Source organism: Paracoccus versutus (genome assembly GCF_000763885.1).
GTDB lineage: Bacteria > Pseudomonadota > Alphaproteobacteria > Rhodobacterales > Rhodobacteraceae > Paracoccus > Paracoccus versutus.
The window spans coordinates 56,012-82,474 of the sequence record NZ_JRKO01000021.1; the positions used below are offsets into that span (position 1 = coordinate 56,012).

Here is a 26,463-nt window from a genome sequence, read left to right on the forward strand (position 1 = left end):
CCCGATGGATACCGCGAAGCGGGCCATGCTGTCAAAAGCCTAGCGCCGCTCAGGGGCAGAAAAGATCGTTGGTGAGGCCCAGAACCATCAGCGACAGAACCGCCGCCAGCCCCAGCGCCGACAGGATGTCCATCACCCGGTCCGAGGGGCGCCGCCCCGCCACGGCCTCGTAGAGATAGAACATCAGGTGCCCGCCATCCAGCACCGGCACCGGCAAGAGGTTCAGGAAACCGATGGCCGCCGACAGCACCGCGATCCACCAGATGAAGTTGCTGCCCCCCGCCGAGGCCGCCTGCCCCGTGGTTTCGGCGATCGAGATCGCGCCGCCCAGGTTGCAGCTGCCGATCTGGCCGGTGATCATCGCCCAGAGCCCCGAGACGGAGGAGGCGATGATGTCCCAGGTGCGCGCGGCGCCGATCCCCAGCGCCTCGGCGGCGCCGGCGGGCCGGGTCGCCGGCTCGAAATAGGTGCCGCCGCCGGTCACGCCGATCAGCCAGCGCCGGGTATAGCCGTCGTCGGTGGGCAGATCCTGCTCGCGCGCGGCCAGGGTATAGTCGGCCTCGCCCTCGCCCTCGCGCCAGACCTTCAGCAGCACCGGCCGGCCCTCGGCCTTGGCCACATGCTCGCGCAACTCGTCGAAGCGCGAGACGGGGGCGCCGTCCACGGCCAGGATCACGTCGCCCGGCTTCAGCCCCGCCGTGGCCGCCGGGCTGCGCGGCGCGATGCCGATGACCAGCGGCGGCATCGGATGCGGGCCGGGCACGGTGATCCGCGCGCCGTCGCGCAGCACGGTCCAGTCGTGGCTGGCCCGCGCGGGCAGGTCGGCCGCGGCCGTGCCGAGGTCGCGCCAGCTTTCGACCGGCCGGCCGTCCAGCGCCAGGACGCGGTCGCCGGTCTGCAGCTGCATCTCGATGCCGGGCGGCGTCGGGTGCAGCCGGCCTACCTCGACCTCCTCGACCGGCAGCCCTTGCCAGATCGCCATGCCGGCAAAGACCAGGATCGACAGCGCGAAGTTGAAGACCGGACCCGCCGCCACGGTAGCGAAGCGCGCCCAGAGCGGCGCGCCGGTCAGGCTTTGGCGCGCACGGGCCGGCTCGACCGGCACCGAGCCGGCGCTGGCCGCATCCGCATCGCCCAGGAAGCGCACATAGCCGCCCAGCGGGACCGCCGCCACCTGCCACAGCGTGCCATGCCGGTCGCGCCGCGAGACCAGCCGCGGCCCGAAGCCCAGCGAAAAGCACTCGGCCTTGATGCCGCAAAGCCGGCCGACGAAGTAATGGCCATATTCATGCACGGTGACGATGACCGACAGCGCGACGACAAAGGCCGCCGCGGTCCAGAGGAATCCGCCCATCGCGTCCAGAACCAGGCTCATGCCGCCCCCTGCCATTGCGCCGCCGCACGCCGGGCGAAGCCGTCCCAATGCAGCACCTCGGCAAGGTCGCGCGGGCTTTGCCCGAAACCCGCCTCGCGCGCGGCCAGCGCCAGCGCATGCTCGACCGCCGGGGCCATGTCGGTAAAGCGGATGCGCCCGGCGATGAAATCGTCCAGCGCCTGTTCCTTGGCGGCGTTCAGCACCGCGCCGGCGGCGCCGCCCGCCTCGATCGCCTCGCGCGCCAGGCGCAGGGCGGGCCAGCGCGCCTCGTCCGGCTGGGCAAAGGTCAGGCTGCCAAGCGCCGCCAGGTCCAGCGCCGGCACCGGCAGCGGCGCGCGCGCCGGCCAGTTCAGCGCATAGCCGATGGCATGGCGCATGTCCGGCGCCCCCAGATGCGCGATGCTGCCGCCGTCGCGATGCGTGACCATGGCGTGGATGATCGACTGCGGATGCACCAGCACCCGCAACCGCTCGACACCAAGGCCAAAGAACTCATGCGCTTCAATGACTTCCAGCGCCTTGTTGAACATGCTGGCGCTGTCGATGGTGATGCGCTGGCCCATGTCCCAGTTCGGATGCCGGCTGGCCTCGGCCACGCTTGCCTGCGCCAGCCGCTCCAGCGGCCAGTCGCGGAAGGCGCCGCCCGAGGCGGTGATGGTCACATGCTCGACGCTTTCGAGGTCTTCTCCCTGAAGCGCCTGGAATATCGCGGAATGTTCGGAATCGACCGGCAGGATGCGGGCGCCGGTCTCGCGGGCGCGGGACATGACCAGCGGCCCGGCGGCGACCAGGGTTTCCTTGTTGGCAAGCGCCAGCGTGCCGCCGCGGTTCAGCACCTCCAGCCCCGGCGGCAGGCCGGCGGCGCCGACGATGGCGGAAAGCGTCCAGTCGGCGGGACGCGCGGCGGCCTCGGCCACGGCCCGCGGCCCCGCGGCGGCCTCGATGCCGCTGCCGGCCAGCGCCGCGCGCAGCTCGGCCAGGCATTGCGGCCAGGCGGTGACGGCGATCTCGGCCCGCAGCGCGCGGGCCATCTGGGCCAGGCGCGCGACATTGGCACCGCCGGTCAGGGCAATGGTGCGGAACCGCTCGGGCCCGCCGGCCCGCATCACCAGATCGAACGCGCTTTCGCCGACCGACCCGGTCGCGCCCAGCACCGATATGCTGCGCATGCTATCAGCCTCCGATCACGGGTAAAAGATTGCCGATCAACAACACAAGCGCCACCAGCAGCGCCCCGGCCATGGCGTCGAACCGATCCATCGCCCCGCCGTGGCCGGGGATCAGGTCGGAACTGTCCTTGACCCCGACCCGGCGCTTGAGCCAGCTTTCCGCGATGTCGCCGAACTGCCCGGCCAGCGCCAGCAGCGGGCCCAGCACCAGCACCGACCAGGGCGCCTGCCCGGCCAGCAGCAGGACCAGCGCCAGCACCAGCGCGCCCACCCAGCCGGCGATGGTGCCGCTCCAGGTCTTCTTGGGGCTGATGGCGGGCCAGAAGCGCGGACCGCCAAAGCGGCGGCCGATGAAATAGCCCAGCACGTCCGACAGCACCACGGTGCCGACGATCCAGGCCAGCGTCGGCAGGCCCATCACCTCGCGGATCACCACCAGCGCATAGCCCGCGCCCAGGATCGCCAGGGTGAACAGCAGATAGGCCGGGCGTTCGTGTTCATGCGTGCCGTGCCAGCCGGCGATCATCGGCACCAGTGCCAGCGCCATCGGCCAGTCGCCCGGCAGCACCAGCATGGCCAGCATCACCAGCCCCGACAGGATGCCGATCAGCACCGGGTGGCGCGGGCTGCGGAACTCGGGGTGGCGCCAGCCGGTCAGCCGCGCCAGTTCCCACATCATCACCCCGATCACGACCGAAACGCCCAGCCGGATCCACAGTCCCGAGGCCAGCAGGAGCAGCAGCCCCAGCACCGCCAGCACCACGCCCGACAGCAGGCGCGGCCACAGGTCGGCCCATTTGTCGCGCCCGCGCTGCAAGGCGCCGCGCAGCCGGCCCGGCCGTGGCCCGCCCCCGCTCATGCGCCGCCAAAGCGCCGTTCGCGCAGCCCGTAGCGGTCGAGGATCTCGGCCAGATGCTCGGGCGTGAAATCCGGCCAGAGCGTCTTGGTGAACTCATATTCCGAATAGGCCGCCTGGAAGGGCAGGAAATTCGAGGTCCGCGTCTCGCCCGAGGTGCGGATCACCAGGTCCGGGTCGGGATGGCCGGCGGTGTCCAGGCAATCGGCCAGGTCGGCCTCGGTCGGCTCGGCCACCTCGCCCCGCGCGATGCGGCCGGCCAGCCGCGCCGCGGCTCGGGTCAGCTCGTCGCGGCCGCCGTAATTGATCGCCACGGTCAGGTTCAGCCGGGTGTTGCCGGCGGTGCGGGTCTCGATCCCGGCCATCAGCCGCTGCAGCTTGGGCTCCAGCCGCTCGCGACCGCCGATGAAGCGCATGCGCACGCCCTCGGCGGAAAGCCCGTCGGCCTCGCGCTCGATATAGCGGGCGAAGATGCCCATCAGGCCCAGCACCTCCTCGGTCGAGCGCTTCCAGTTCTCGGTCGAGAAGGCATAGACCGTCAGCCAGTTCACCCCCAGGTCGGGGCAGGCGCGCACGATCTGCTTGACACGCTCGGCGCCGCGCCGATGCCCGACCAGTCGCGGCCAGCCCCGGTTCTTGGCCCAGCGGCCGTTGCCATCCATGATGATGGCGACATGACGGGGCCGCTGGTCCCCTCCGCCGGGCTTGGACAGGCTGGCTGCGATCTCGGCCATGCGTCAGACCTGCATGATTTCGGCTTGCTTGGCCTCGAGCGCCTGGTCCACCGAGGCGATCATCTTGTCGGTCAGTTCCTGCACAGCGCCCTCCCAGAATTTCTGGTCGTCCTCGGACATGCCCGAGGCCTTGGCCTTCTTGATCTGGTCCATGCCGTCGCGGCGCACGTTGCGGATGGCGACGCGGGCGTGTTCGGCATATTGCGCGGCGACGCGGGTCAGTTCGCGCCGGCGCTCCTCGTTCAGCTCGGGGATCGGCAGCATGATGATGGTGCCGTTCAGCTGCGGGTTGATGCCCAGGCCCGATTCGCGGATCGCCTTCTCGGCCTTGCCGACCAGCGCCTTGTCCCAGATGTTGATCGTGACCATGCGCGGCTCGGGCACGTTCACCGTGCCGATCTGGTTGATCGGCGTGGGCGAGCCATAGGCATCGACCATGATCGGCTCGACCATGCTGGCCGAAGCGCGGCCGGTGCGCAGCGAGGCGAATTCATGGCGCAGGGATTCCATCGCGCCCTTCATGCGGCGTTCCAGGTCGTCGGTGTCGATCTCGATCTCGTCGGACATGCTCGGTCATGGCCTCTGTGCTGTGATTTTCGCCGCTTTTAGCCGAGCCACGCCGGCATGGCAAAGCCTATACGGGTTTTTCAGCCATGCACGCGCGTATATGTGCCGGTGCCGGCCAGAATCCCGCGGAAACCGCCCGGTTCGTCCAGCGAGAAGACGATGATGGGCAGGTCGTTATCACGCGCCAACGCGATGGCCGAGGCATCCATGACCCCAAGATGCTTTTGCAGCACCTCGTCATAGGTCACGTCGTCATAGCGCCGCGCGTCGGGGAATTTGTTCGGATCCTTGTCATAGACGCCATCGACCTTGGTGCCCTTGAAGATCGCCTCGCAGTTCATCTCGTTGGCACGCAGCGTGGCGGCGGTGTCGGTGGTGAAATAGGGGTTGCCGGTGCCGGCGGCGAAGATGCAGACGCGCTTTTTCTCCAGATGCCGGACGGCGCGGCGGCGGATATAGGGCTCGGCCACCTCGTCCATGCGGATGGCCGAGATCACGCGGGTATGGATCTTCAGCGCCTCCAGCGCCGCCTGCATGGCCAGCGCGTTCATCACCGTCGCCAGCATGCCCATGTAGTCGGCAGTCGCCCGCTCCATGCCCTGTGCGCTGCCCTGAAGGCCGCGGAAGATATTGCCGCCACCGATGACCATGCAGATCTCGACGCCCATGTCGTGGACGGATTTGACCTCCTGCGCGATGCGGGCGACGGTCGGCGGGTGCAGGCCGTAACCCTGGTCCCCCATCAGCGCCTCGCCCGAAATCTTCAGCATCACGCGCGAATAGCTTCCGCGGGTCTTGGACGCGCTTTCCGACATGGTTCACCTTTTTTGCGGCAGTTTCATTGCCGGGCAAAATGTCGCAAACAGGCCCCATGTTCAACCACTGCCGACCCGACCCGAAATGACCCTGCGTCACCCGATCCTGGCCGGGCTGGACCCGGCGCGCCATGTCCTGATCGCCGGGCCCACCGCCAGCGGCAAATCCGCCCTGGCGCTGGAGATCGCCGAGCGGCAGGGCGGCACCATCGTCAATGCCGACGCCTTGCAGGTCTGGTCCTGCTGGCGCGTGCTGACCGCCCGGCCCACGGCCGAGGACGAGGCGCGCGCGCCGCATGCGCTTTACGGCCATGTCGCGCCGGGCCGCGACTATTCAGTCGGCGCCTGGCTGGCCGAGGTGGCGGCGCTGCTGGACCGCGGCCGGCTGATCGTGACCGGCGGGACCGGGCTTTACCTGAACGCGCTCAGCCGCGGGCTGGCGGCGATTCCCGCCACCCCGCCGGAAATCCGCGCCTGGGCCGACCAGCTGCTGCGCGAGCCCGGCGGATTGGCGCGCATGGTCGCGGATCTGGACGCCCCGACCCGCGCCCGCATCGACCTGAAAAACCCGGTGCGCGTCCAGCGCGCCTGGGAGGTGCTGACCACCACCGGCCGCGGCATCGCCGCCTGGCAGGCCGAGACGCCGCCGCCGCTGATCGACCCCGCCGCCGCGCATCTCTTGGTGCTGGACCCCGACCGCGACTGGCTGGCCGGGCGCATCGACCGCCGCTTCCGGCTGATGCTGGACCAGGGCGCGCTGGACGAGGTGCGCGCCCTGCTGCCGCGCTGGAGCCCCGATGCGCTTTGGGCCAAGGCCATCGGCGCGCCGGAACTGGTCGCGCAGCTACGAGGCGAGATCGACCTGGACGAGGCGATCCGCCGTGCGGTCATCGCCACCCGGCAATATGCCAAGGCGCAGCGCAGCTTCTTTCGCGGGCGGCTGGGGGACTGGCCCCGCATCGGCATCGGCCCCTGACCGACGCACCGCGCAAGCGGGGCAAGACATATTAATCTTTTAGCAACCCTGGGATGACTATATCCTTCATCGACTCGCGTCATGAGGATAGCCTTTGGTCATGGATTCGCTGAAAGCCGCGGCTGATGGATGAAGCCCGCCGCCACATCGTCCCGCCCGATCCCGTCCTGGCGCGGCTGGCCGCGGCGGGCGTCAATATCGGCACGATCCTCGAACCGGCGGATACCGATCCCCGGCTGCCGGCGCCTGCCGCCCCCGCGGGCCGCCCGTCGGTCCTGTCGCCCACCGTGGTCGGGCTGGCCGATGCGGGCGGGCCCCGGCCCCGTTCCCTGCTGCCGCAGGGCCGGGCGGGCGACGGGTTGCGGCTGATCCCGCTGGCCGGCCTTCACTGGGGCGGGCCGGTGCGAAGCCCGGCTGCGCCGCGCAGCCCGCGGGTTCGCGGCGACCATGTGCTGCTTCGCCCGACCGGCGGCATGGTCGCGATCATGTTCCCGCGCCACCACCATGCGCTGCCGGCCGGCCGCGTCGCCTTCATCCCCGCGGGCACCGCCTTTTCGCTGAAGCCGCCGCCCGAGGTGCGGGGACTGGCGCTGCTGATCCCGCCCGCCCTGTGCCGCGGCCTGGCGCTGCCCGCGCAGATGCGCCACGGCCTGCCGGCGGGCGCGGATGCGGATGCGGATGCGGATCTGCTGGATCGGGCCATGGCCGCGCTGGGATCAAGGGCGCCGCACGACAAGGCGCAGGATGCCGCCATCGCGCGCGAACTGGCGCAGATCGCCGCGGTGCTGTTGCGGCTCGACGAGGGGCCGGGCGGGGGCCGATCCGCCCCCTCGCCCGCCAGCCTGGCCGAGGCGCGGGCGCTGTCCGGGCATTTCCTGCAACTGGCGCGGGCCGAGCTGCAATCCGGCCAGACCATCGCCGAACTGGCGCGGCAGCTGGGCTGCTCGCTGGCGCAGCTGGACCGCGCCTGCCGGCTGAGCCGGGGACGCAGCGCGCTGGAGCTGCTCTACGACCTGCGGCTGCAATGCGCGACCGAGGCGCTGCGCGACGACACCCAGCCGCTGGCCGAGATCGCGGACCGGCTGGGTTACAGCGGGCTGGGCCATTTCATGCGCGCCTTCCTGGCCGCTACCGGCCGCACGCCCCAGGCCTATCGGGCGCTGATGCAAGAAAGCCGCAGCCGCCCCGGCGATCGCCCGGCTGGCTGAACCCCGCGCATTCTGGTGGCGTGAACGCCCCCGCGCGGTTCTGGCATGGGAACCCGGCACGCCAGACCGGCGACGGGAAACGGCGTCGCGCCCCGTCGGAAAAGGCCGAGGGTGAACGGAAAAAAGCCCGCCGGCTCGGGCAGTTGCGCCACCACCGCGGGCTTCGACAAGGGGCCGTGCTGCGGATCACGGAAATCGGGACGCAGATGAAAGGCCCGATGGCGCAGAGGCTCGCCGGGGCGGGCGTGCCGCCGCCGCGCGGGCTTCGGCAAGCCAAGGCCCCATGCTCGCCGCGGCCGAGAGGCTGTCAAAGCCCCTCGAAGGCCGCCCTTTGCCGGTCCGTCCAGCGCAGCCGCAGCCGCACGCCCTCTTCGGCCACCTCCTCGGCGACGATCACGCCCTGCTCATGCAGCCAGGCCCGGCGCCGGCCGTCCGAATGCGGCAGCACCAGTTCGGTCTCACGGCGCGGCTCGTCCAGGGCTTCGGCCAGCCGCGCCTCGATGGCGGCCAGCAAATCGTCCAGCCCCTCGCCCGACAGGGCCGAGATCGCCTGCACGCCCTGGGTCCGCGCATCGGTGCGCCGCAGGGCGGCGCGGGTCTCGGGCGACAGCGCGTCGATCTTGTTCCAGACCTCGATCAGCGGCACGTCCTCCTCGACGCCCAGCGAATCGAGGATCTCGCCCACGTCGCCGGCCTGCTCCTCGGTCTCGGGATGGCTGATGTCGCGCACATGCAGGATCAGGTCGGCGGCCAGCACCTCTTCCAGCGTGGCGCGGAAGGCGGCAACCAGCTCATGCGGCAGGTCGCTGATGAAGCCCACCGTATCCGACAGGATCACCCGCCGGCCGCCGGGCAGCACCATCTGCCGCATGGTCGGGTCCAGCGTGGCGAAAAGCTGGTCCTGGGCCAGAACCTCGGCCCCGGTCAAGCGGTTGAACAGCGTGGATTTTCCCGCGTTCGTGTAGCCGACCAGCGCCACGATGGGATAGGGCACCTTGGCGCGGGCCTTGCGGTGCAGCTCGCGGGTCTTGACCACGCGCTCCAGCTGCCGGCGCAGGCGCACCACCTGTTCGTCGATGGCGCGGCGGTCGGCCTCGATCTGCGTCTCGCCGGGGCCGCCCACGAAGCCCAGGCCGCCGCGCTGGCGTTCCAGGTGGGTCCAGGCCCGGACCAGCCGCGTGCGCTGATAGGCCAGCGCCGCCAGTTCCACCTGCAACACGCCCTCGCGCGTCTGCGCCCGGTCGGCGAAGATCTCGAGGATCAGCCCGGTGCGATCCAGGATCTTGACGCCCCATTCCTTTTCCAGGTTGCGCTGCTGGACCGGCGTCACCGGCCCGTCGATCAGCACCAGCTCGGCCCCCTCGCCCTCGGCGGCGGCCTTCAGGTGCTGGCCGATCTCTTCGCGCTTGCCCTTGGAGAACAGCATGCCCGGATCGGGGCTGCGCAGCCGCGTCACCTCGGCCCCGGCCACCTCGATGGCGGGCAGCGCATGGGCCAGGGCCACGGCTTCCTCAAGCGCCAGTTCGGGCGAGCGGCGGGTGCGCGAATTGCCCAGATCGGGATGGATCACATAGGCGCGTGTCGGGCGCTCGCGGGTTTCCGTCGGTTCGCCCAATCAGTCCTCGCCCTCATAGAGGCTGATCGGCTGCCCCGGCATGATGGTCGAGATGGCGTGCTTGTAGACCAGTTGCGACTGCCCGTCGCGGCGCAGAAGCACGCAGAAATTGTCGAACCAGGTAATGACGCCCTGCAGTTTCACACCATTGATAAGAAAAATCGTCACCGGAACCTTGCCCTTGCGGACATGGTTCAGAAAAGCGTCCTGGAGGTTCTGTTTGTCGCCGGCCATTCGATGCACCTTGTTCTTATCGCTGGTTTTCAAGACTTAGGCGAGCGGGCGGCGGCTTGCAAGCATGTGATCCCGCCTAGCGCCGCCAATATTCGGGCGAAACCAGCGCCAGGATCGCCAGCGTCTCGACCCGGCCGACGACCATGGCGCCGGCCAGCACCGCCTTGGTCAGCGCCGGCAGCCCGGCCCAGCCCGCCCATGGCGCCCCCGCCATGCCGGCCGAGCCCTGGAAGGTCGGGGTCAGCGGAATCGCCCCGGCCAGCGGGCCGGTATTGGTCAGCGCCGCGATGGACAGGATGGTGGCCGAATCGAACTCGATCCGCTGCAGCGAGATCAGCATCACCGTCACCGCGATGGAGCTGGCGAAAAGCATGAAGAAGATGAAGGCCAGATAGGCCCCCTCGCGCCGCAGCCGCCGCGCCATCAGCCCGCCGCCGCCGACCGAGGCGGGATGCACGATCCGCTCCAGCTCGCGCTCGGAATGGCGGGCCAGCGCATAGACCCGGAGCAGCTTGACGCCGCCCGCGGTGGTGGCGACGCCGCCGCCCATCATCGCCAGCCCGGCCAGCATCAGGCCGGGGGAACTCAGCCCCGACCAGTTGCGCGCGCCCTGCCATTCGACCGAGTTCCAGCCGGTCGTGGTCAGATAGCTCAGCCCGTTGAAGATCCCGCCCCAGGCGGCCGAGGCGGCGCTGTCGAGCGTGTCCAGCACCCCCTTGGCCCCGGTCGGGGAAACGCCGATGGCCCCGGCGAAATGCCGCGCGAACAGCAGGGCCGAGACCAGCAGCACCACGCCCGCGGCCATGCGCAGCTCGGGATCCTCGATCCAGCTCTCGCTGGCCTTCAACTCGCCCCCGCCGGGCCAGAAGCGGCGCGACAGCGCCGGGATCAGGAACAGGAAGATCACCACCTCGCCGGCCATGCCGCTGCCCTGCCCGGCGGGGCCGGCGACGGGGCTGATGCCGCTGGTCGACAGCGTGCCCATGGCGCGGGTCAGCGCCACCAGCCCGGTCTCGCCCAGCATCAGAAGCAGCGTCCACATCAGCAGCGTCAGCCCGGCATAGACCGGCAGCACCACCCTGCCCGCCCGCATCACCCGATGCACCGGGTCGGCCAGTTCGGTCTGGAAGGCGGGATGCGACCGCTGGCCCAGGATCGAGGGCTCGGCCGAACGCGGCAGCCGCTCGAACCTTTCGCTGCGGCCATAGGGCGAGGACATGATCTCGAAGCCCCCCACCCGCAGCGGCGCCAGCAGCGCGATGGCCGCGACCAGCATGAACAGCCCGCCCAGCCAGCCGACGATGGCGCGCCACAGGTGCAGCGGCGCCGGCAGCAGGTCGGCCGAGTAGAGCGAGGCGCCGGTGGTGGTCAGGCAGGAGATCATCTCCCACCAGGCATTGAAGAAGCCGGTGTCGGGCAGGGCCATGGCAAAGGGCACGGCCAGCATGGCGGGCAGCAGGACCATGGTGCCCAGCATGGTCAGAAGCACGCTGCGCGCCCGCGGCCCTTCGGGCCGGTCGGCGGTGGCCAGGCCCAGGATCGCGGCCAGGATCACGAAGATCCCCGCCGCACCCAGGAAGATCGAGCCGGTCTTGTGCTCGTCCAGCGCATGGGCGTAGAGCCCCGGCAGCACCATGGCCAGCGCGCCGATCCCCCCCAGGATCACGATCAGCGGCAGGCGCAGCAGCAGTCTCATCCCGGCACTCAGAAGAAGTCGATCGAGACCTGAAGCAGGCGCTCGACCTCGGGGATGTCGGAGACGAGGGCAAAGATCACCACGATGTCGCCCTCCTCGATGCGCAGGTCGCCCGTGGGCTTGACCACGCGGTCGCCCTTGCGCACCGCGCCCATCAGCGCGCCTTCGGGAAAGTCGATGTCGCGCACGGCCCGCCCGGCGATGGGCGAGGTCGACAGCACCTGCGCCTCGATCACCTCGGCCTCGGCATCGCCGATGGAATAGATGTCGCGCACCCGCCCGTGCCGGATATGGCGCAGGATGGTCGAGACGGTGCTGGCACGCGGGTTGATGAAGGCGTCGATGTCCAGGGGCTCCATCAGCGACATCAGCGTGGGGTCGTTGACCAGCGAGATCGCGAGCTTCGCCCCTGCCTGCTTGGCGCGCACCGCGGCCAGGATATTGGTCTTGTCGTCGTCGGTGATGGCCAGGACCGCATCGGCGCGCGGCACGGCCGCCTCCTCCAGCAATTCGGCCGACAGCCCGTCGCCGTTCAGCACGATGGTGCGGTTCAGCGCATCGGCGGCATCCTCGGCACGCGCGCGGCTGCGCTCGATCAGCTTGACGCGGATGCGCTCGGGGCGCGCCTCGAGCGATTGGGCGACGGCAAGGCCCACGTTGCCCGCGCCGATGATGACCACGCTTTCCTGCTTGGCCATGGGCTTGCCGAAGATCTCGAGCGTGCGCGGGACGTCCTCGGCCAGGGTGAAGACATAGACCTGGTCGCCCTCGAAAAGCTGGTCGCCCGGCTCGGGCGCGAACAGCTTGCCGCCGCGCCGCACCCCCGCCACGATGGCGCTGAGGCTGATGAACATGTCGTTGAGCTGGCGCAGGGGCGTGTTCAGCACCGGGCTGTCGGGCTCGAGCGAGATCCCCAGCAGATGCAGCCGCCCCTCGAGGAAGGTCTCGGCATCGAAGGTCGAGGGCGCCGAAAGCCGCTGCATCGCCGCGCGCGCCACCTCGCGCTCGGGGCTGATGACGACGTCGATGGGCAGGTGGTCGGTGCGGTAGAGATCGGAATAGATCGCGTCCAGATAGGCCGAGCTGCGCAGCCGCGCGATCTTGCGCGGCACCTGGAAGACGGAATGGGCGACCTGGCAGGTGACCATGTTGACCTCGTCCGAATGGGTCGCGGCGATGATCAGGTCTGCGTCCCGCGCCCCCGCCCGGTCCAGCACGTCGGGGTGGCTGGCAAAGCCGGTCACGCCCTGCACGTCCAGCGCATCGGTGGCGCGCCGGATCAGCTCGGCATTGGTGTCGATGATGGTGACATCGTTGCGCTCGCCCGCAAGATGGCGTGCGATGTGCCAGCCGACCTGCCCCGCCCCGCAGATGATGATCTTCATTCCGGCCCCGGTTCATGCCCTTCGTGAGGCGCGATCCTAGCGCGCGGCGCGGGCGACGGATACAGGGAAAGCGTCAGGACCACCCGTGCGCCTTTGATGCGTGCTGGACGGTCGCATGGGTATTTGCAGAACGAAGAAGTCGTTAAGGGTTTTTCAATCTTTTGCGCCTAGCCTGGTTGCGCGGTACAGGCTGGGGAGCCGATGACCGCGAACGGAGAAGTCGCCCCGGTCATTTGGCCAAAACCTGTCCCGCCTGAACCGTGGGGGTGGCCGGGGCGCAGTTTCCGGCCTTCTCTGTTCCATAAATACCCATGCGACCGCGCCACCGGCATGGCACCGCCATCATTTCCCCATCAGCTCCTCCTCGACGCGCATGCCGCCGACGACGCCGAGCGACTTGAGCTTGCGATGCAGCGCCGAGCGCTCCATGCCGACGAATTGCGCCGTGCGGCTGATATTGCCGCCGAAGCGGTTGATCTGCGCCAGCAGGTATTCCCGCTCGAAGAGTTCGCGCGCCTCGCGCAGCGCCAGGCTGGTAATCTGCGGGCCGAGCGCCAGGGCCTCGCTGGTGCTGGTGCTGCCGTTCTGGCCTTCCAGTTCCGAGGGCTGAATCGGCCCGGTGCCGTCGCCCAGGATCAGCACCCGTTCGATCACGTTGCGCAACTGGCGAATATTGCCCGGCCAGTTCATCGCCTGCAGCGCGGCGCAGGTCTCCTCGGGCAGCGCGCGCGCCGGCAGGCCCTGGGCCGCATGGAACTGCTCGATGAAATGCGTGGCCAGCAGCGGGATGTCGTCGCGCCGCTCGGCCAGCGAGGGCACCGCCACCGGCACAACGTTCAGCCGGTCGTAAAGCTCCTGACGGAAGCGGCCGGCGGCAATCTCGGCCGAAAGGTCGCGGTTGGTCGAGGAGATCACCCGCAGGTCCACCCGCACCTTGTCGGTGCCGCCGGCGCGCTGGAACTGCTGCTCGGTCAGCACGCGCAGGATCTTGGGCTGGGTGCCCAGCGGCATGTCCGCCACCTCGTCGAAATAGATCACGCCGCCATGCGCCTGTTCCAGCAGGCCCGCCTCGATGCCGCGCTCGGGGGTTTCGCGGCCGAAGAGCACCTCTTCCATGTGCTCGGGCTCGATGGTGGCGCAGGGCACGGTGACGAAGGGCTCGCGGGCGCGCGGGCTTTGGGCGTGGACATAGCGCGCGGCGATTTCCTTGCCCGCCCCCGGCTCGCCGGTCAGCATGACCCGGCCGTTCGATTTCGCCACCTTGTCGAGCTGTTCGCGCAGCCTGCGGAAGGGCGCCGAATTGCCCAGCATCTCGGCCGCCCGCGCCTCGCCGCGCTTCAGCGTCGAGTTCTCGCGGCGCAGGCGCGCCGTCTCCATGGCGCGGCGGATCACCACCAGCAGCTGGTCGATGTTGAAGGGCTTCTCGATGAAGTCGTAGGCGCCCTGCTTGATCGCCGCCACCGCGATCTCGATATTGCCATGGCCCGAGATGATGACCACCGGCACCTCGGGATTGTTGCGCTTGACCTGCTTGAGGATGTCGATCCCGTCCATCTTGCTGTCCTTGAGCCAGATGTCGAGGATCATCAGCGCCGGTTCGGCCGCGTTCAGCTCGGCCACCGCCTGGTCGGAATTGGCGGCGAGGCGGGTCGAGAAGCCCTCGTCGCGCAGGATGTCGGAAATCAGTTCCCGGATGTCCCGCTCGTCGTCGACAATCAGAATATCGCTCATTTCATTGCTTCCTGCTCGTTTTTCTGGCGGCGCGCGGAAAGCCGCACCGGCTGGCGTTCGCGCGGCAGGCGGATTTCGGCCATGGCGCCGCGTCCTTCGGGAGTGTCGGTCAGCATCAGGCTGCCGCCGTGTTCCTCGACGATCTTCTTGACGATCGGCAGGCCGAGGCCGGTGCCGCCGGGCTTCATCGTCACATAGGGCTCGAACAGCCGGGTGCGGTCTTGCGGCAGGCCGGGCCCGTTGTCGGCGATGCGGATCGTCACCGCATCGGGGGCCGAGCGCAGCGAGACGCGGACCTGCGGCACCCAGCCCTGGGGCGGGTTCGCGCGCAGCTCGTCCAGCGCCTCGCCCGCGTTCTTCAGCAGGTTGGTGAAGACCTGCCGCATCATGCCGGCATCGGCATCGACGATCACCGGCTCGTCTGGGATGTCCGAGACCAGCGCGCCTTGCAGCGCATCGCGCTGCATCAGCTCGGCATCGCGCAAGAGCTTGGCGATGTCGGTTTCCTTGCGGTCGGGTTCGGGCATGCGGGCGAAGCGGCTGAATTCGTCCACGATCCGGCGCAGGTCGTTGGTCTGGCGGATGATGACCTCGGTGTATTGCTCCAGCGCCTCGCGTTCCTCGCCGGCGATGGGGCCGAACTTGCGCTTGAGCCGCTCGGCCGAAAGCTGGATCGGGGTCAGCGGGTTCTTGATCTCATGCGCGACGCGGCGCGCCACGTCGCCCCAGGCCGCCATGCGCTGCGCCGAGACCAGGTCGGTCACGTCGTCCAGCGCCACCACATAGCCTTCCAGGCCGCCGGCCGCGCCGCGCCGGATCGCCATGCGCACCAGCAGGCTTTCCACCCGGCCCTCGCGGGTCAGGCGGATCTCGTCCTGCACCGATTCGTTGACCGATTGCGCCAGCCGCTCGAACAGCGGCGCGAATTCCGGCACCGCCTCGGAGAGCAGCCGGTCATGCGCCGTCGCCGGGTCGAGGCCCAGCAGCCGGGTGGCCGAGCGGTTCAGGAAGTCGATCTCGCCCGCCGCATCGAGGCCGATCACCCCGGCCGTGACCGAGGACAGCACCGAATCGAACAGCCGGCGCTGGTCGTCGGCGGCGCGGTAGCTTTCGACCAGTTCCTGGCGCTGCTGCTTCAACTGCCGGGTCATGCGGTTGAAGCTTTCGCCCAGGGTCTGGATCTCGTCGCCGGTATCGGGGGCGGGGATCTGGAAGTCCAGGTTGCCCTCGCCCACCTGCTCGGAGGCCTCGGCCAGCCGGCCGATGGGCCGCGACAGCCGGTCGGCGAACCACAGGCCCAGCCACATCGCCGCCGCCACGAGAAGCAGCGCAAAGCCCAGGTAGAGCAGCGAGAACTCGAACAGCACCCGGCCGCGTTCCTGTTCCAGCCGCTGGTATTCGCCCACCGTCTGCCGGGTGTCGTCCAGCAGGCCCAGCAGGCTGCCGTCCACGTCGCGGGTGACGTAGAGATAGCGGTCGGCCAGCGGCACCAGCGGCACCAGGGCGCGGAATTCGTTGTTCTGCCAATCCTCGATCAGCACCAGGCCCCGCATCGCCGCCTCGTCGAACTGGGCGGGCGAGGGTTCCTCGTACCAGAACTGATAGCTGCGCTCGCCCCGCGCGCGGATGGTGCCGCGGCCATCGACGATATAGGCCTCGCGCAGCCCGCGCTGGATCTGGCTTTGATAGTCCGACAGCAGCAGCCGCAGGTCGCCGTCGTCCAGCATCGGGTTCTGCCGCGCGGCCTGGGTCAGCGCCCCGGCCAGCAGCTTGGCGTCATTGGTCAGGTCGCGGCGATGCTCGTCCTGATAGGCCTCGGCGGCCGAGAGCGAGGTCGAGACCACCTGCTGCACCCGGTTCGAGAACCAGCCCTCGAGCCCGATGTTCACCGTCAGCCCGGCAAACAGCGCCACCAGCACCGTCGGCACCAGCGCGATGGTGGCAAAGACACCGACCAGCCGCATGTGCAGCCGCGAGCCCGCCGCCGACTTGCGCCGCGCCGCGACGATCCGCGCCATGCGCGCCACCACCAGGCCGGTCAGCACGATCAGGTAGAGCAGGTCCGCCAGCAGCACCAGCCGCAGCACAGACCCGCCCGAGGAGGCGCCGGCGAAAGGCCCCATCACGGCAAAGGTCAGGCCCGCCAGCGCCGGCCCCAGCAGGGCAAGTCCAAGCGTCGCGGTATTGCGATAAAGCCGTAGGCGCCGCAGCCTTGCGACGCGCTCCCATGTGTCCCTGGACAGCGTTCCCGCCACCTTTGCCCGTCCTCACGGTTTCGCCGCTGTGCCGCAGCCTTTCTGTGGCCGTTAAGCGACTCTCGCAAGGCCATCTGTGGCTGTTTTACATCAGTTTGCGGCGCCGTGTCACCTCGATATTCAGGTCGGTCAGTTTCTTGCGCAGGGTATTGCGATTGATGCCCAGAAGATCGGCACAACGCAGCTGATTGCCGCCGGTCGCGTCCAGCGCGATCTCGAGCAGCGGCTTTTCGATCTCGCGCAGGATGCGGTCATAAAGGCCGGGCGGCGGCAGGTCGTCGCCGTGCAGGTCGAAATAGCGTTGCAGATGCATCTCGACCGATTGCGCCAGGCGCATGTTCGCAGGCTCGCCCAGCGGCGGGACCGGCGCCGCGGCGGGACCGGCCGGGGCCGCGGCGGGTCCGGCGGCCGGGGCGGGCGGCACGATGGGGCTGGATTCCGCCAAGGCGGTGCGGGCCTCGGCCTCGGTGATCTCGGCGGCGGCGGCGGTCAGCGCCAGCCGGCGCATCAGGTTTTCCAGCTCGCGCACGTTGCCGGGAAAGGGATAGGCGCGGATCAGCGCCGCCGCGCCCTCGGACAGCGTGCGCTGCGGCAGGCCCTGCGCGGCGGCCCGCGCCAGCAGGTGGCGCGCCAGCGGCGGGATGTCGTCCAGCCGGGCGCGCAGCGGCGGCACGGTGATCGTCACCCCCGCCAGCCGGTAATACAGGTCCGCCCGCAGCCGCCCGGAGCCCACGTCCGCCTGCGGATCGGGCCCGGTGGTGGAAATCAGGCGCGGCATCAGGTTGCGGCCGGGACCGACCTCCCATGCCTCGATCATGCCGATCAGCCGGGCCTGGGCGGCGGCGTCGAAGCCGGCCGGATCCTCGATCAGCAGCGTGCCGCCCTGGGCGCGGTCGGCGGTGCCGTGGATGGTCTCTTCGGAGAGGTCGGCCGAGGTCAGCACGACGAATCCCGCCTCGCGCCGGTCCGACAGGTCGTGGAACGAGCGCGCGACCACGGTCTTGCCCACCCCCGCCTCGCCCGCGATCATCACCGGCAGGTCGGCGTTCAGCACCCGCGCGACCATGCGGAACAGGTTCTGCATCGAGGGCGCATGGCCGATCAGCGGCAGGGCCGGATCGGCGCCGGTCTCGGGCGCCGCCGGGGCCGGGGCCGGGTCGGACTTGCGCAGCCGCCGCGACAGCGCCTGGCCCGCCCGCGCCATCAGGTCCGGCAGGTCGAAGGGCTTGGGCAGGTAGTCGAAGGCGGCGGCCTCGGTGGCGCGGATGGCGGTCACGATGGTGTTCTGGGCCGAGATCACGATCACCGGCAGGTCGGGCCGCGCCTTGCGGATCGCCGGGATCATGTCGATGCCGTTGCCGTCGGGCATCATCACGTCGGTGATGACCAGGTCGCCCCGCCCCTCCTCGACCCAGCGCAGGAGTTGCGCCAGCGAGCCGGTGGCATGGACCCGGCAGCCCGCGCGGGTCAGGGCCTGGGTCAGGACCGTGCGGATGGTGCGGTCGTCGTCAGCGATCAGAACGGTGCCGTCCATGGGAAAACCTCAGGCTTTGGGCAGGGAGATGCGGAAAACGGTGCGACCGGGGCGCGAATCGAGCGCGATCCAGGCGCCATGGTCGGTGATGATCTTGGAAACCAGCGCCAGCCCCAGGCCGGTGCCGTTCTCGCGCCCCGAGACGAAGGGCTCGAAGACCTCGGCGATCAGCGATTCGGGAATGCCGGGGCCGTCGTCCTCGATCTCGATCTGCAGGGGCAGGCTGCGGCCCTGCGGCTCGGCCTCGGTCGGCGCCAGGCGCAGGGTGCCGTCGTAGAAGCTGCGGATGCGGATGGTGCCGCCCCGCCGCGCCCGCCCGATCGCCTCGGCCGCGTTCTTGACCAGGTTCAGGCAGACCTGCACCAGCTGGTCGGGATCGGCCAGCGCCGGCGGCAGCGAGGGGTCGTAGTCGGGCACGATGCGCAGCCCCTTGCCAAAGCCCACCGCGGCCGAGCGGCGCACCCGCTCCAGCACGTCATGGACGTTCACGGCCGAAAGCCGCGGCGCCGAGGTGTCGCCGAAGCGTTCCACCTGGTCCAGCAACTCGACGATGCGGCGCGATTCCGCGACGATCAGGTCGGCCAGGTCGCGGTCCTCGGCCTTGAGGTTCATGCCGATCAGCTGCGCCGCGCCGCGGATGCCGGCCAGCGGGTTCTTGATCTCATGCGCCAGCATCTCGGCCATGCCGATGGCCGAGCGCGCGGCCGAGCGCGCCGCCTGCCCCTGCCCCAGCCGCCCGGCCCCGTCGAGGGGCGAGATCAGGATCACCGTGCCCCCCGCCGGGCTGGGCGCAGGCCCGGCATGGATGGTGCCGATGCGGTCGGAATGCCCGCCGGAGCGGTCGCCGATCTCGAAACGCACGCCGGCGCGGTTCAGCGCGTCATGGCCCTCGCGCATCCGCTCCAGGATCGAGCCCAGCGTGGGCACGATGCGCAGCCGCTTGAGCATCTCGGCCCCCTCCAGCGCCTGCCCCAGCGAAGAGCGGCAGGAGATGTTCAGGAAGGCCTCGGCCAGGTCGTTCATCGCCGCGATGCGGCCCTGCGCGTCCAGGATGATCGCCGGCAGCGGAAGCGCCGACCAGTTCGGCCCCACCTCTGCCGGGACAAAGCCGCCGCCGGCCTCCATCTCGGGATCGGGCAGCATGTCGGACGCGGCACGGCTGGTCATGAAGGCGCCTCGGTGACCGGGGGGTTCTGTTCGGGGACATCGGCAGCGGGCGCATCGCCGAAGCCGGCGCGGATCGCGGCCAGCGCCGCCTCGGGCGTGGGCGCGCGCAGCAGTTCGGCGCGGTTCGGGGCGCCGTTCGCCTCGGCATACCAGCCCAGGTGCTTGCGGGCGACGCGCAGGCCCAGTTCGCGGCCGTAAAGCGACAGGATGTCGTCGTAATGCTCGGCCACCGCCTCGGCCAGCCGGGCGCCCTGCGGCACCTCGGGCCGGGGCGTGCCCCAAAGCGCGTGCGCGATCTGCGCCAGCCGCCAGGGCGCGCCCTGCGCGCCGCGCCCGACCATGACCGCATCGGCGCCCGATTGCCGCAGCGCCGCGCGGGCCGAGGCCGCGTCCACCACGTCGCCGTTGGCGACCAGTGGTGGGCGGCCGGGCAGGTTCGCGACCTGGCGGATGGCGGCCCAATCGGCGCTGCCGGTATAGAACTGCGCCCGCGTGCGGCCATGCACGGTCAGCATCCGCACCCCCGCCCCGGCCGCGCGGCGCGCCAGTTCCGGCGCGTTCAGGCAATCCGCGTCCCAGCCCAGCCGCATCTTCAGCGTCACCGGCAGGTCGGGCACGGCGGCGACCACCGCGTCGATCAGCCCCAGCGCATGGTCGAGGTCGCGCATCAAGGCCGCGCCCGACAGCCCCCCCGTCACCTTCTTGGCCGGGCAGCCCATGTTGATGTCGACGATGCGCGCGCCCATGCCGGCGACGATCCGCGCCGTCTCGGCCATGGCGCCCGCCTCGCGCCCGGCGATCTGGACGCTGACCGGCAATGCGCCCTCGGTCAGCGCCTTGGCGCGCACGGCGGCACGGGTGGACGGCCGCGGCGTCACCATCTCGGTCGAGGCGACCATCTCGCTGACCATCAGCCCCGCCCCGCCATGGCGCGCGACGGCGCGGCGAAAGGCCAGGTCGGTGATCCCGGCCATGGGCGCCAGGAAGACCGGCGGGCCAAGCCGCGTGGTGCCAAGGGTGATGGGTTCGGGCAGTGTCATGGGAAAACTCGTATGCCAGTCGGCGGGAATGCGAAAGAAAACGGCTTGTGCCTGATCGGCAGGCTTTTGCGCCATGCCCGAATTTGCCGCTTTTTCATGCTTGATGCCTAAATAGTCGGCAGGCCCGGTTTCGTCAAATGTCGCGGAGCTTCAAGTCGCCTGTCGCAACCGCGCTGGCTTGGACGGGCCGCGGCGGCTAGGCTTTCCACGCCAGCTAGGAGTGCGCGATGTTTCTTTCCGTCTTCGACATCTTCAAGATCGGAGTCGGCCCTTCCTCGTCCCATACCATGGGGCCGATGGTGGCCGGAGGCCGCTTTCTGGACGCGCTGCGCCAGCAGCCGTTCCGCGCGCATGGATTGCGCGCCAGCCTGCACGGCAGCCTGGCCTTTACCGGCAAGGGCCATGCGACCGACCGCGCCACCATCCTGGGCCTGGCCGGTTTCCTGCCCGAGACCATGGATGCCGAGGCGGCCGAGGCGGCGCTGGCCCGCAACCGCGAGACGAAGATCCTGTCGCCCGAGGGGCTGGGCGAGTTGGCCTTCGATCCGGCGCGCGACCTGATCTTCGACTACGACCGCGCCCTGCCCGGCCATGCCAACGGCATGGTGCTGATGGCGACCGACCAGCAGGGCGACGTGATCTTCCGCGAGGTCTATTATTCCATCGGCGGCGGCTTCGTGATGACCGAGGGCGAGCTGGAGGCGCGCGGCGACGATACCCGCACGGATGCCTCGCCCAAGGTGCCCTTTCCCTTTGCCTCGGCCGCCGAGATGCTGGAGATGGCCGAAAGATCGGGCAAGTCCATCGCCCAGATGAAGCGCGAGAACGAGCGGGTGTATCGCAGCGACGCCGAGATTTCCGCCGGCATCCGCCGCATCTGGCAGGTGATGCGCGATTGCATGGACCGCGGGCTGGCGACGGGCGGCATCCTGCCCGGCGGCTTGTCGATCCGCCGCCGCGCCGCCGCCATCCACGAGGCGCTGAAGGCCGAATCCGGCATGAACCTGACCGCGCCGCATGTCATCAACGACTGGATGTCGATCTATGCCATGGCGGTGAACGAGGAAAACGCCGCCGGCGGCCAGGTCGTGACCGCGCCGACAAACGGCGCGGCGGGGGTGGTGCCGGCGGTGGTGCGCTATTGGCTCGACCATGTGCCCGGCGCCTCGGAGCGCCAGCTCGACGAGTTCCTGCTGACGGCGGCGGCCATCGGCGGGCTGATCAAGCACAACGCCTCGATCTCGGGCGCGGAATGCGGCTGCCAGGCCGAGGTCGGCTCGGCCTCGGCCATGGCGGCGGCGGGGATCTGCGCCGTGATGGGCGGCACGGTCACCCAGGTCGAGAACGCCGCCGAAATCGCGCTGGAGCATCACCTGGGCATGACCTGCGACCCGGTGAAAGGGCTGGTGCAGGTGCCCTGCATCGAAAGGAACGGCCTGGGCGCCATCAAGGCGGTCTCGGCGGCCAGCCTGGCCCTGCGCGGCGACGGCCAGCATTTCGTGCCGCTGGACGCCGCCATCGAGACCATGCGCCAGACCGGCCGCGACATGAGCGAGAAATACAAGGAAACCTCGCTCGGCGGCCTGGCCGTCAATGTGCCCAACTGCTGAACCGCGTGCAAAGAATCGCGCAAACCGGGGGTTTGGCGCAAGCCGGGCCCTGTCGGCGCTTGCCCCAGCCCTGCCCTTCCTGTAGCCAATCAGCATAAGCAAAACCCACGGAACCGGGACAGAGCAGATGAAATTCCGTTCGGCATTCGCCGTTCTTTCGATGACTGTAGCCCTTGCCGCCTGCGGCGAACTGCCCTTCCAGTCCTCCGAACCCGAGGCCCCCGCCCATTCCGGCCCGCCCGGCGTCTCGCCGCTGGAAGCGCCGATCGAGACCGGGACCGAGGGCAAGCCCGTCGCCACCGCCGAGGCCAGCACGCTGGGAACGGCCATGTTCCGCGCCGCCGGCTCCGGCTGGACCGTGACCGCCGCCGACAAGACCGCCGTCTACGAACGGCCCGGCGCGAAATCGGTCGGCATCACCGTGCGGCGCATGGCCTATGGCCGGGGGGTCGAGTTCATCGGCTCGATGAACGGTTCGGTCTTTGCGCTGAACATCCAGGCGGCGGAATGCGAGGCGGGCGGGCAGAAGACGCCCTTCACCGCGCGGCTGCGCGTCGGCAGCCAGCGCCTGAGCGGCTGCGCCGTGCCGACCGACACCATGCCCAAGGCGCAGGTCCGCGCCTCGTCCGCCGGCCCCAAGCCCAAGGCCCAGCCGAAACCGGCAGCGCCCGCGGCCAAGCCCGAGACCACGCCCGCGACCGCAACACCCGAGACGGAAGCCCCCACGACGGCAACGGCACCGGCCCCGGCACCGGCACCGGCACCGGCGGAGACCACCACCGGCACGACGCCGACCACCAGCACGACGCCCGCGGCCGGCACAACGCCCGAAACGCCGGCGACCGGCAGCGCGCCGACGACCGCCCCTGCGGCGGGCAGCACGGCCGAGACGCCGGCGTCCGGCGCCGCGACCGGCGCGCCGGATGCCGAAACGCCCGCGACCGACGGTTCGGCAACCGCTCCGGCTTCCGGCGGGTCGGATACGACAAGCGGTGTCCCGGCCCCGGCCCTGATCCTGCCCGAGCCGCCCGCCCCGAGCGAATAAGCCAAGATCCGGGCGCCGTGCGGCAAGGCCCGCGCGGCGCCGGCCCACCCGCCGCCTCGCTGCGGGCCACGACCTGAGAGGAGCCGCGATGCGCGCCCATTCGATGCTTACCCGTCGCCTGCTGGCCTCGACCGTGCCAGTTGCGCTGCTTCTGGGTCTCGGCACCAGCCCGGCCCGCACCGACCCGCTGATCGGCAATGTGCTGAACAGCTACGGCCTGCCGGGCGGGGTCGAAACGCCCACAGCCGAAATGCTGCCCGACGGCACCCTGGGCGGCACCGTGTCCTATAACGAATTGGGGCGGCGTCATAACGTCGTCTTCCAGCTGCACCCGCGCATCACCACCGCCCTGCGCTATTCGCGGGTCGAGGGGATGACCGACCACAACGAACTGGACCATATCTGGGACCGATCCTTCGACATCCGCTTCCAGGTTCTGGACGAGGCGGGCTGGCGGCCCGCCGTCGCGGTCGGGCTTCAGGACTTTATGGGCACAGGGGTCTATTCCGGCGAATACATCGTCGCCAGCAAGTCCATCACGCCGCGGCTGCGCGCCAGCCTCGGCATCGGCTGGGGCCGTCTGGCGGGCGAATATCGCCGCCCCGACGCTGGTGACCAGGGCGGCAAGCCCAATGTCGATGAATGGTTCTCGGGCAGCCCCAAGCCCTTCGGCTCGATCGCCTGGCAGGTCAACGACAAGCTGAGCCTGGTCGCCGAATATTCCAGCGACGAATACGTGCCCGAGACCCGCAGGGGAACCGAAGAGGCGCCGGGCAGCCAATTCAACCTGGGCGCCTACTACACCTTCAACCCGCAATATCAGCTTGGGCTTTACACGCTGGGCGGCGATACCTTTGGCGCACAGTTCAGCTTTGCGCTGAACCCGCGCAATGCGCCCTTCCCCTCGGGGCTGGAAAAGGCGCCGGCGCCGGTCAAGCCGCGCCCTGCGCCTGCCGCCGACCCCGAGGGCTGGTCGGGCGCCTGGTCGGCCGATCCGACCGCGCAGCCGGCAATCCAGACCGCGCTGGCCGATGCGCTGGCCGACGAGGGGCAGATCCTCGAATCCATGGCGCTGTCGTCGAACCGGGCCGAGCTGCGCATCCGCAACACCCGCTATATCCAGCAATCCGAGGCCATCGGCCGCACCGCGCGGCTGATGACCCGCGCCCTGCCCCCCTCGGTCGAGACGCTGGTCATCACCTCGAACACCGAGGGCATGGCGACCTCGTCCGTGGTGCTGAAGCGCTCGGATGTCGAGCGGCTGGAGAATACCGAGGCCGGCCGGATCGCCGCTGCCTCGACCCTGGTCGATGCCGAGCCGCGGCCGGGCGATCTGGTGACGACGCCTGGCCTGTTCCCGCGCTTCCGCTGGAACCTGGGGCCCTATCTGGAACTGGGGCTGTTCGACCCGCAGGATCCGCTGCGTTATGAGGTCGGCGCGCAGTTGAAGGCCAGCTACGAGATCATGCCGGGCCTGATCCTGTCGGGCACCCTGCGCCAGCGCGCCTTCGGCAGCATGGAGCAGCGCGGGCCGGGGATTCCCTGCGGCTCCGGCAACACACCCCCGCCGGGCATGGACCGCTGCGGCCGCGGCGAGCATTACACGCCCGAGGAATATGTCTCGAACCCGGCCTATGAATCCTTCAAGGGCGTGCCTCGGGTCCGCTCGGATACGCGCATGTATACCGGCAACGACAGCCCGACGATCCCCGAGCTGACCCTGGCCTGGTATGCCCAGCCGACCGAGCAGGTCTATACGCGGGTGACGGTCGGCCTGCTGGAACGCGCCTATGGCGGCGTCTCGGGCGAGGTGCTGTGGAAGCCCGCGAATTCGCCCCTGGCCTTCGGGGCCGAGATCAACCGGGTGAAGAAGCGCGACTTCGACGATGTGTTCGGATTCCGCGACTACGAGGTCACGACCGGGCACCTGTCGGCCTATTACGAATTCGCCAACGGCTTCACGGCGCAGCTGGATGTCGGCAAGTACCTGGCCGGCGACAAGGGCGCGACCATCACCCTGACGCGGGAATTCGCCAATGGCTGGCGCGTGGGCGCCTTTGCCACCAAGACCGACATGAGCGAAGATCAGTTCGGCGAGGGCTCGTTCGACAAGGGCATCACCGTCTCGCTGCCGATTTCCTGGGCCGCGGGCACGCCGACGCGGGATCGCGCAAGCAGCACGCTGCGGTCGCTGTCGCGCGACGGCGGGGCGCGGGTGAACGTGGACGGACGGCTCTACGACAAGGTCCGGGACGCGCAATCCGTCAAACTTTACCAAGGCTGGGGGAGGTTCTGGCGATGATCGCGACCCGTATCCACAAGGCCGCCCTTTCGGCGCTGCTGATCGCCGGCCTGGCCGCCTGCGGCAACGACGATACCGGCCGGGAGGCCAACCCGCTGCTGATTGCCGCCAAGACGGCCGGCGGCACGCTGGCCGGAATGCGCGGCGGCGCGGCCCAGGAGGCCCCGGCCCCGCGCACGCCCGAGCAGATGGCGGCCGAGGCGCTGCGGGTCAACCCGGCGCCGCTGATCCTGGTGGGCTTCGAATCGCTGGGCCGCACGCAGGTCATGGCGATGACCGGCCAGAACGGCGCCATGCGCACCTATATGGCGCCCTCGAAAGAGGCGCTGATCCTGCGCGACGGCATGGTGATCGGCACGCGGGGGCTGGGCAACGACCTGTCGGTCGCCGAACCGCAGACCGAGGCGCTGATCCGCGCCGGCCGCTCGGGCTCGGCCCTGCGCGTCATGCGCTATTACAGCGGCGACGGGCTGGAACGGCCGCTGAGCTTCGACTGCACCACCGGGCCGGGTCCGGCGGCGGGGGTGATCCTGGAAAGCTGCGAAGGCCACGGCGCGCGCTTCCAGAACAGCTTCATGCCGCAGGGCGGGCATCTGCCGGTGTCGCGGCAATGGCTTGGCCCGAGGCTGGGCTATATCACCATCCAGACGCTGCGCCCCTGACAGGCCGCAAGTGACGATAGGAAAACCGGCCCGCGCGGCCGGTTTTTTTTTAATGCCAGCAGCCGAGCGGGCGACGAATGGCCGGACATGAAAAAAAGGGCTGGCCAAAGGCCAGCCCCTTCAACTTTGCGGAACCGAAGTTCCGTTCGGCGATCAGCTGTCGTCGTCGTCCGAAGCGACGGCGGCGATGACGCCCAGCAGCAGCAGAGCCGGAACGACGAGGCCAGCGTTGGTCGAAGCGGGCTTCTCGTCAACGACAACCGGCTCGACTTCAACGACCGGGGCAACATAGCCACCGGCGAGAGCGGTCGAAGCCGACAGGCCCAGGGCCAGGGCGAAGGTAGCGAATTTGGTCATGATCATGCTCCGTTCAGTACTTTGACGGCTGCCGTTGCCGGCAACATCGCTGAGACAGTCGCATAATCCCAAGGACTTGGAAAGCGGTCTTGATCGGGAAATCACGCGCGCCTCGGGCGACTGTTGCATA

Annotated in this window: 22 protein-coding genes; 6 read left to right on the plus strand and 16 right to left on the minus strand. The window is 69.8% G+C overall.

All coding sequences use genetic code 11. The features are described from left to right. Positions 1-49 precede the first annotated feature (49 nt). From rseP to pyrH, 6 genes are all read right to left on the minus strand, one after another. Positions 50-1,375, minus strand: a complete 1,326-nt coding sequence (gene rseP, locus IT40_RS11220) for an RIP metalloprotease RseP (RefSeq protein WP_036754814.1) — start codon at positions 1,373-1,375, stop codon at positions 50-52. Beyond that, a complete protein-coding gene (gene dxr / locus IT40_RS11225) occupies positions 1,372-2,544 on the minus strand; it encodes a 1-deoxy-D-xylulose-5-phosphate reductoisomerase (protein ID WP_036754701.1) in 1,173 nt (390 codons plus the stop codon). Before dxr ends, rseP begins: the two co-directional genes overlap by 4 nt. 4 nt (positions 2,545-2,548) lie before the next feature. After that, complete coding sequence (locus IT40_RS11230) at positions 2,549-3,403, minus strand: phosphatidate cytidylyltransferase (RefSeq protein WP_052095863.1); 855 nt, start codon at positions 3,401-3,403, stop codon at positions 2,549-2,551. Further along, a complete protein-coding gene (uppS, locus tag IT40_RS11235; protein WP_036754704.1) occupies positions 3,400-4,134 on the minus strand; it encodes a polyprenyl diphosphate synthase in 735 nt (244 codons plus the stop codon). Before uppS ends, IT40_RS11230 begins: the two co-directional genes overlap by 4 nt. A 3-nt stretch (positions 4,135-4,137) precedes the next feature. After that, positions 4,138-4,701, minus strand: coding sequence for a ribosome recycling factor (gene frr / locus IT40_RS11240; RefSeq protein ID WP_036754707.1), 564 nt, complete (start codon positions 4,699-4,701; stop codon positions 4,138-4,140). Positions 4,702-4,781: 80 nt separating this feature from the next. Continuing rightward, positions 4,782-5,516 carry a UMP kinase gene (gene pyrH / locus IT40_RS11245; protein ID WP_024844453.1) on the minus strand — a complete coding sequence of 245 codons (735 nt, stop codon included), beginning with the start codon at positions 5,514-5,516 and terminating at the stop codon, positions 4,782-4,784. Between the two features lie 85 nt (positions 5,517-5,601). Between pyrH and miaA the strand changes: the two genes are divergently transcribed. Both miaA and IT40_RS11255 read left to right on the plus strand, forming a co-directional pair. Next, entirely contained in the window at positions 5,602-6,492 is an 891-nt protein-coding gene (miaA, locus tag IT40_RS11250) for a tRNA (adenosine(37)-N6)-dimethylallyltransferase MiaA (RefSeq protein ID WP_036754710.1), read from the plus strand. A 125-nt stretch (positions 6,493-6,617) separates the two neighbouring features. Beyond that, positions 6,618-7,700, plus strand: a complete 1,083-nt coding sequence (locus IT40_RS11255; protein ID WP_036754712.1) for a helix-turn-helix transcriptional regulator — start codon at positions 6,618-6,620, stop codon at positions 7,698-7,700. A gap of 307 nt (positions 7,701-8,007) precedes the next feature. Here the strand turns inward: IT40_RS11255 and hflX are convergent, their stop codons facing one another. From hflX to dusB, 9 genes are all read right to left on the minus strand, one after another. Beyond that, entirely contained in the window at positions 8,008-9,315 is a 1,308-nt protein-coding gene (gene hflX / locus IT40_RS11260) for a GTPase HflX (protein ID WP_036754714.1), read from the minus strand. After that, positions 9,316-9,549, minus strand: a complete 234-nt coding sequence (hfq, locus tag IT40_RS11265; protein ID WP_010394165.1) for an RNA chaperone Hfq — start codon at positions 9,547-9,549, stop codon at positions 9,316-9,318. 76 nt (positions 9,550-9,625) lie between these two features. After that, a complete protein-coding gene (locus IT40_RS11270) occupies positions 9,626-11,245 on the minus strand; it encodes a potassium transporter TrkG (RefSeq protein ID WP_036754716.1) in 1,620 nt (539 codons plus the stop codon). A gap of 8 nt (positions 11,246-11,253) precedes the next feature. Then, the gene (gene trkA / locus IT40_RS11275; protein WP_036754718.1) at positions 11,254-12,630 is read right to left on the minus strand and encodes a Trk system potassium transporter TrkA; all 1,377 of its coding nucleotides are present in this window, start codon (positions 12,628-12,630) and stop codon (positions 11,254-11,256) included. Between the two features lie 342 nt (positions 12,631-12,972). Next, positions 12,973-14,361, minus strand: a complete 1,389-nt coding sequence (gene ntrX, locus IT40_RS11280) for a nitrogen assimilation response regulator NtrX (protein ID WP_036754721.1) — start codon at positions 14,359-14,361, stop codon at positions 12,973-12,975. Continuing rightward, the gene (locus tag IT40_RS11285) at positions 14,358-16,616 is read right to left on the minus strand and encodes a sensor histidine kinase NtrY-like (RefSeq protein ID WP_052095864.1); all 2,259 of its coding nucleotides are present in this window, start codon (positions 16,614-16,616) and stop codon (positions 14,358-14,360) included. The genes ntrX and IT40_RS11285 overlap by 4 nt, the downstream gene beginning before the upstream one ends. A gap of 85 nt (positions 16,617-16,701) precedes the next feature. Beyond that, complete coding sequence (locus IT40_RS11290) at positions 16,702-18,150, minus strand: response regulator (protein WP_036754729.1); 1,449 nt, start codon at positions 18,148-18,150, stop codon at positions 16,702-16,704. A gap of 9 nt (positions 18,151-18,159) precedes the next feature. Further along, positions 18,160-19,317 (minus strand): two-component system sensor histidine kinase NtrB, encoded by a 1,158-nt coding sequence (locus IT40_RS11295; RefSeq protein WP_036754731.1) that lies wholly within the window; start codon positions 19,315-19,317, stop codon positions 18,160-18,162. Then, positions 19,314-20,357, minus strand: a complete 1,044-nt coding sequence (dusB, locus tag IT40_RS11300; RefSeq protein WP_036754734.1) for a tRNA dihydrouridine synthase DusB — start codon at positions 20,355-20,357, stop codon at positions 19,314-19,316. Before dusB ends, IT40_RS11295 begins: the two co-directional genes overlap by 4 nt. A gap of 227 nt (positions 20,358-20,584) precedes the next feature. Here dusB and IT40_RS11305 point away from each other — a divergent pair, with 227 nt between their 5' ends. The 4 genes from IT40_RS11305 (at position 20,585) to IT40_RS11320 (ending at position 25,976) form a co-directional block, all read left to right on the plus strand. Beyond that, a complete protein-coding gene (locus IT40_RS11305; RefSeq protein WP_036754737.1) occupies positions 20,585-21,967 on the plus strand; it encodes an L-serine ammonia-lyase in 1,383 nt (460 codons plus the stop codon). Positions 21,968-22,094: 127 nt separating this feature from the next. Then, a complete protein-coding gene (locus IT40_RS30020) occupies positions 22,095-23,012 on the plus strand; it encodes a hypothetical protein (RefSeq protein WP_036754739.1) in 918 nt (305 codons plus the stop codon). Positions 23,013-23,100: 88 nt separating this feature from the next. Continuing rightward, entirely contained in the window at positions 23,101-25,314 is a 2,214-nt protein-coding gene (locus IT40_RS11315; RefSeq protein ID WP_036754741.1) for a YjbH domain-containing protein, read from the plus strand. After that, positions 25,311-25,976 (plus strand): YjbF family lipoprotein, encoded by a 666-nt coding sequence (locus IT40_RS11320; RefSeq protein WP_036754745.1) that lies wholly within the window; start codon positions 25,311-25,313, stop codon positions 25,974-25,976. The genes IT40_RS11315 and IT40_RS11320 overlap by 4 nt, the downstream gene beginning before the upstream one ends. Positions 25,977-26,129: 153 nt before the next feature. On the opposite strand, the gene IT40_RS11325 is transcribed toward IT40_RS11320, so the two are convergent. After that, positions 26,130-26,333: a hypothetical protein gene (locus tag IT40_RS11325; protein ID WP_370362691.1), complete on the minus strand. Its 204-nt coding sequence runs from the start codon at positions 26,331-26,333 to the stop codon at positions 26,130-26,132. Positions 26,334-26,463: the final 130 nt, after the last annotated feature.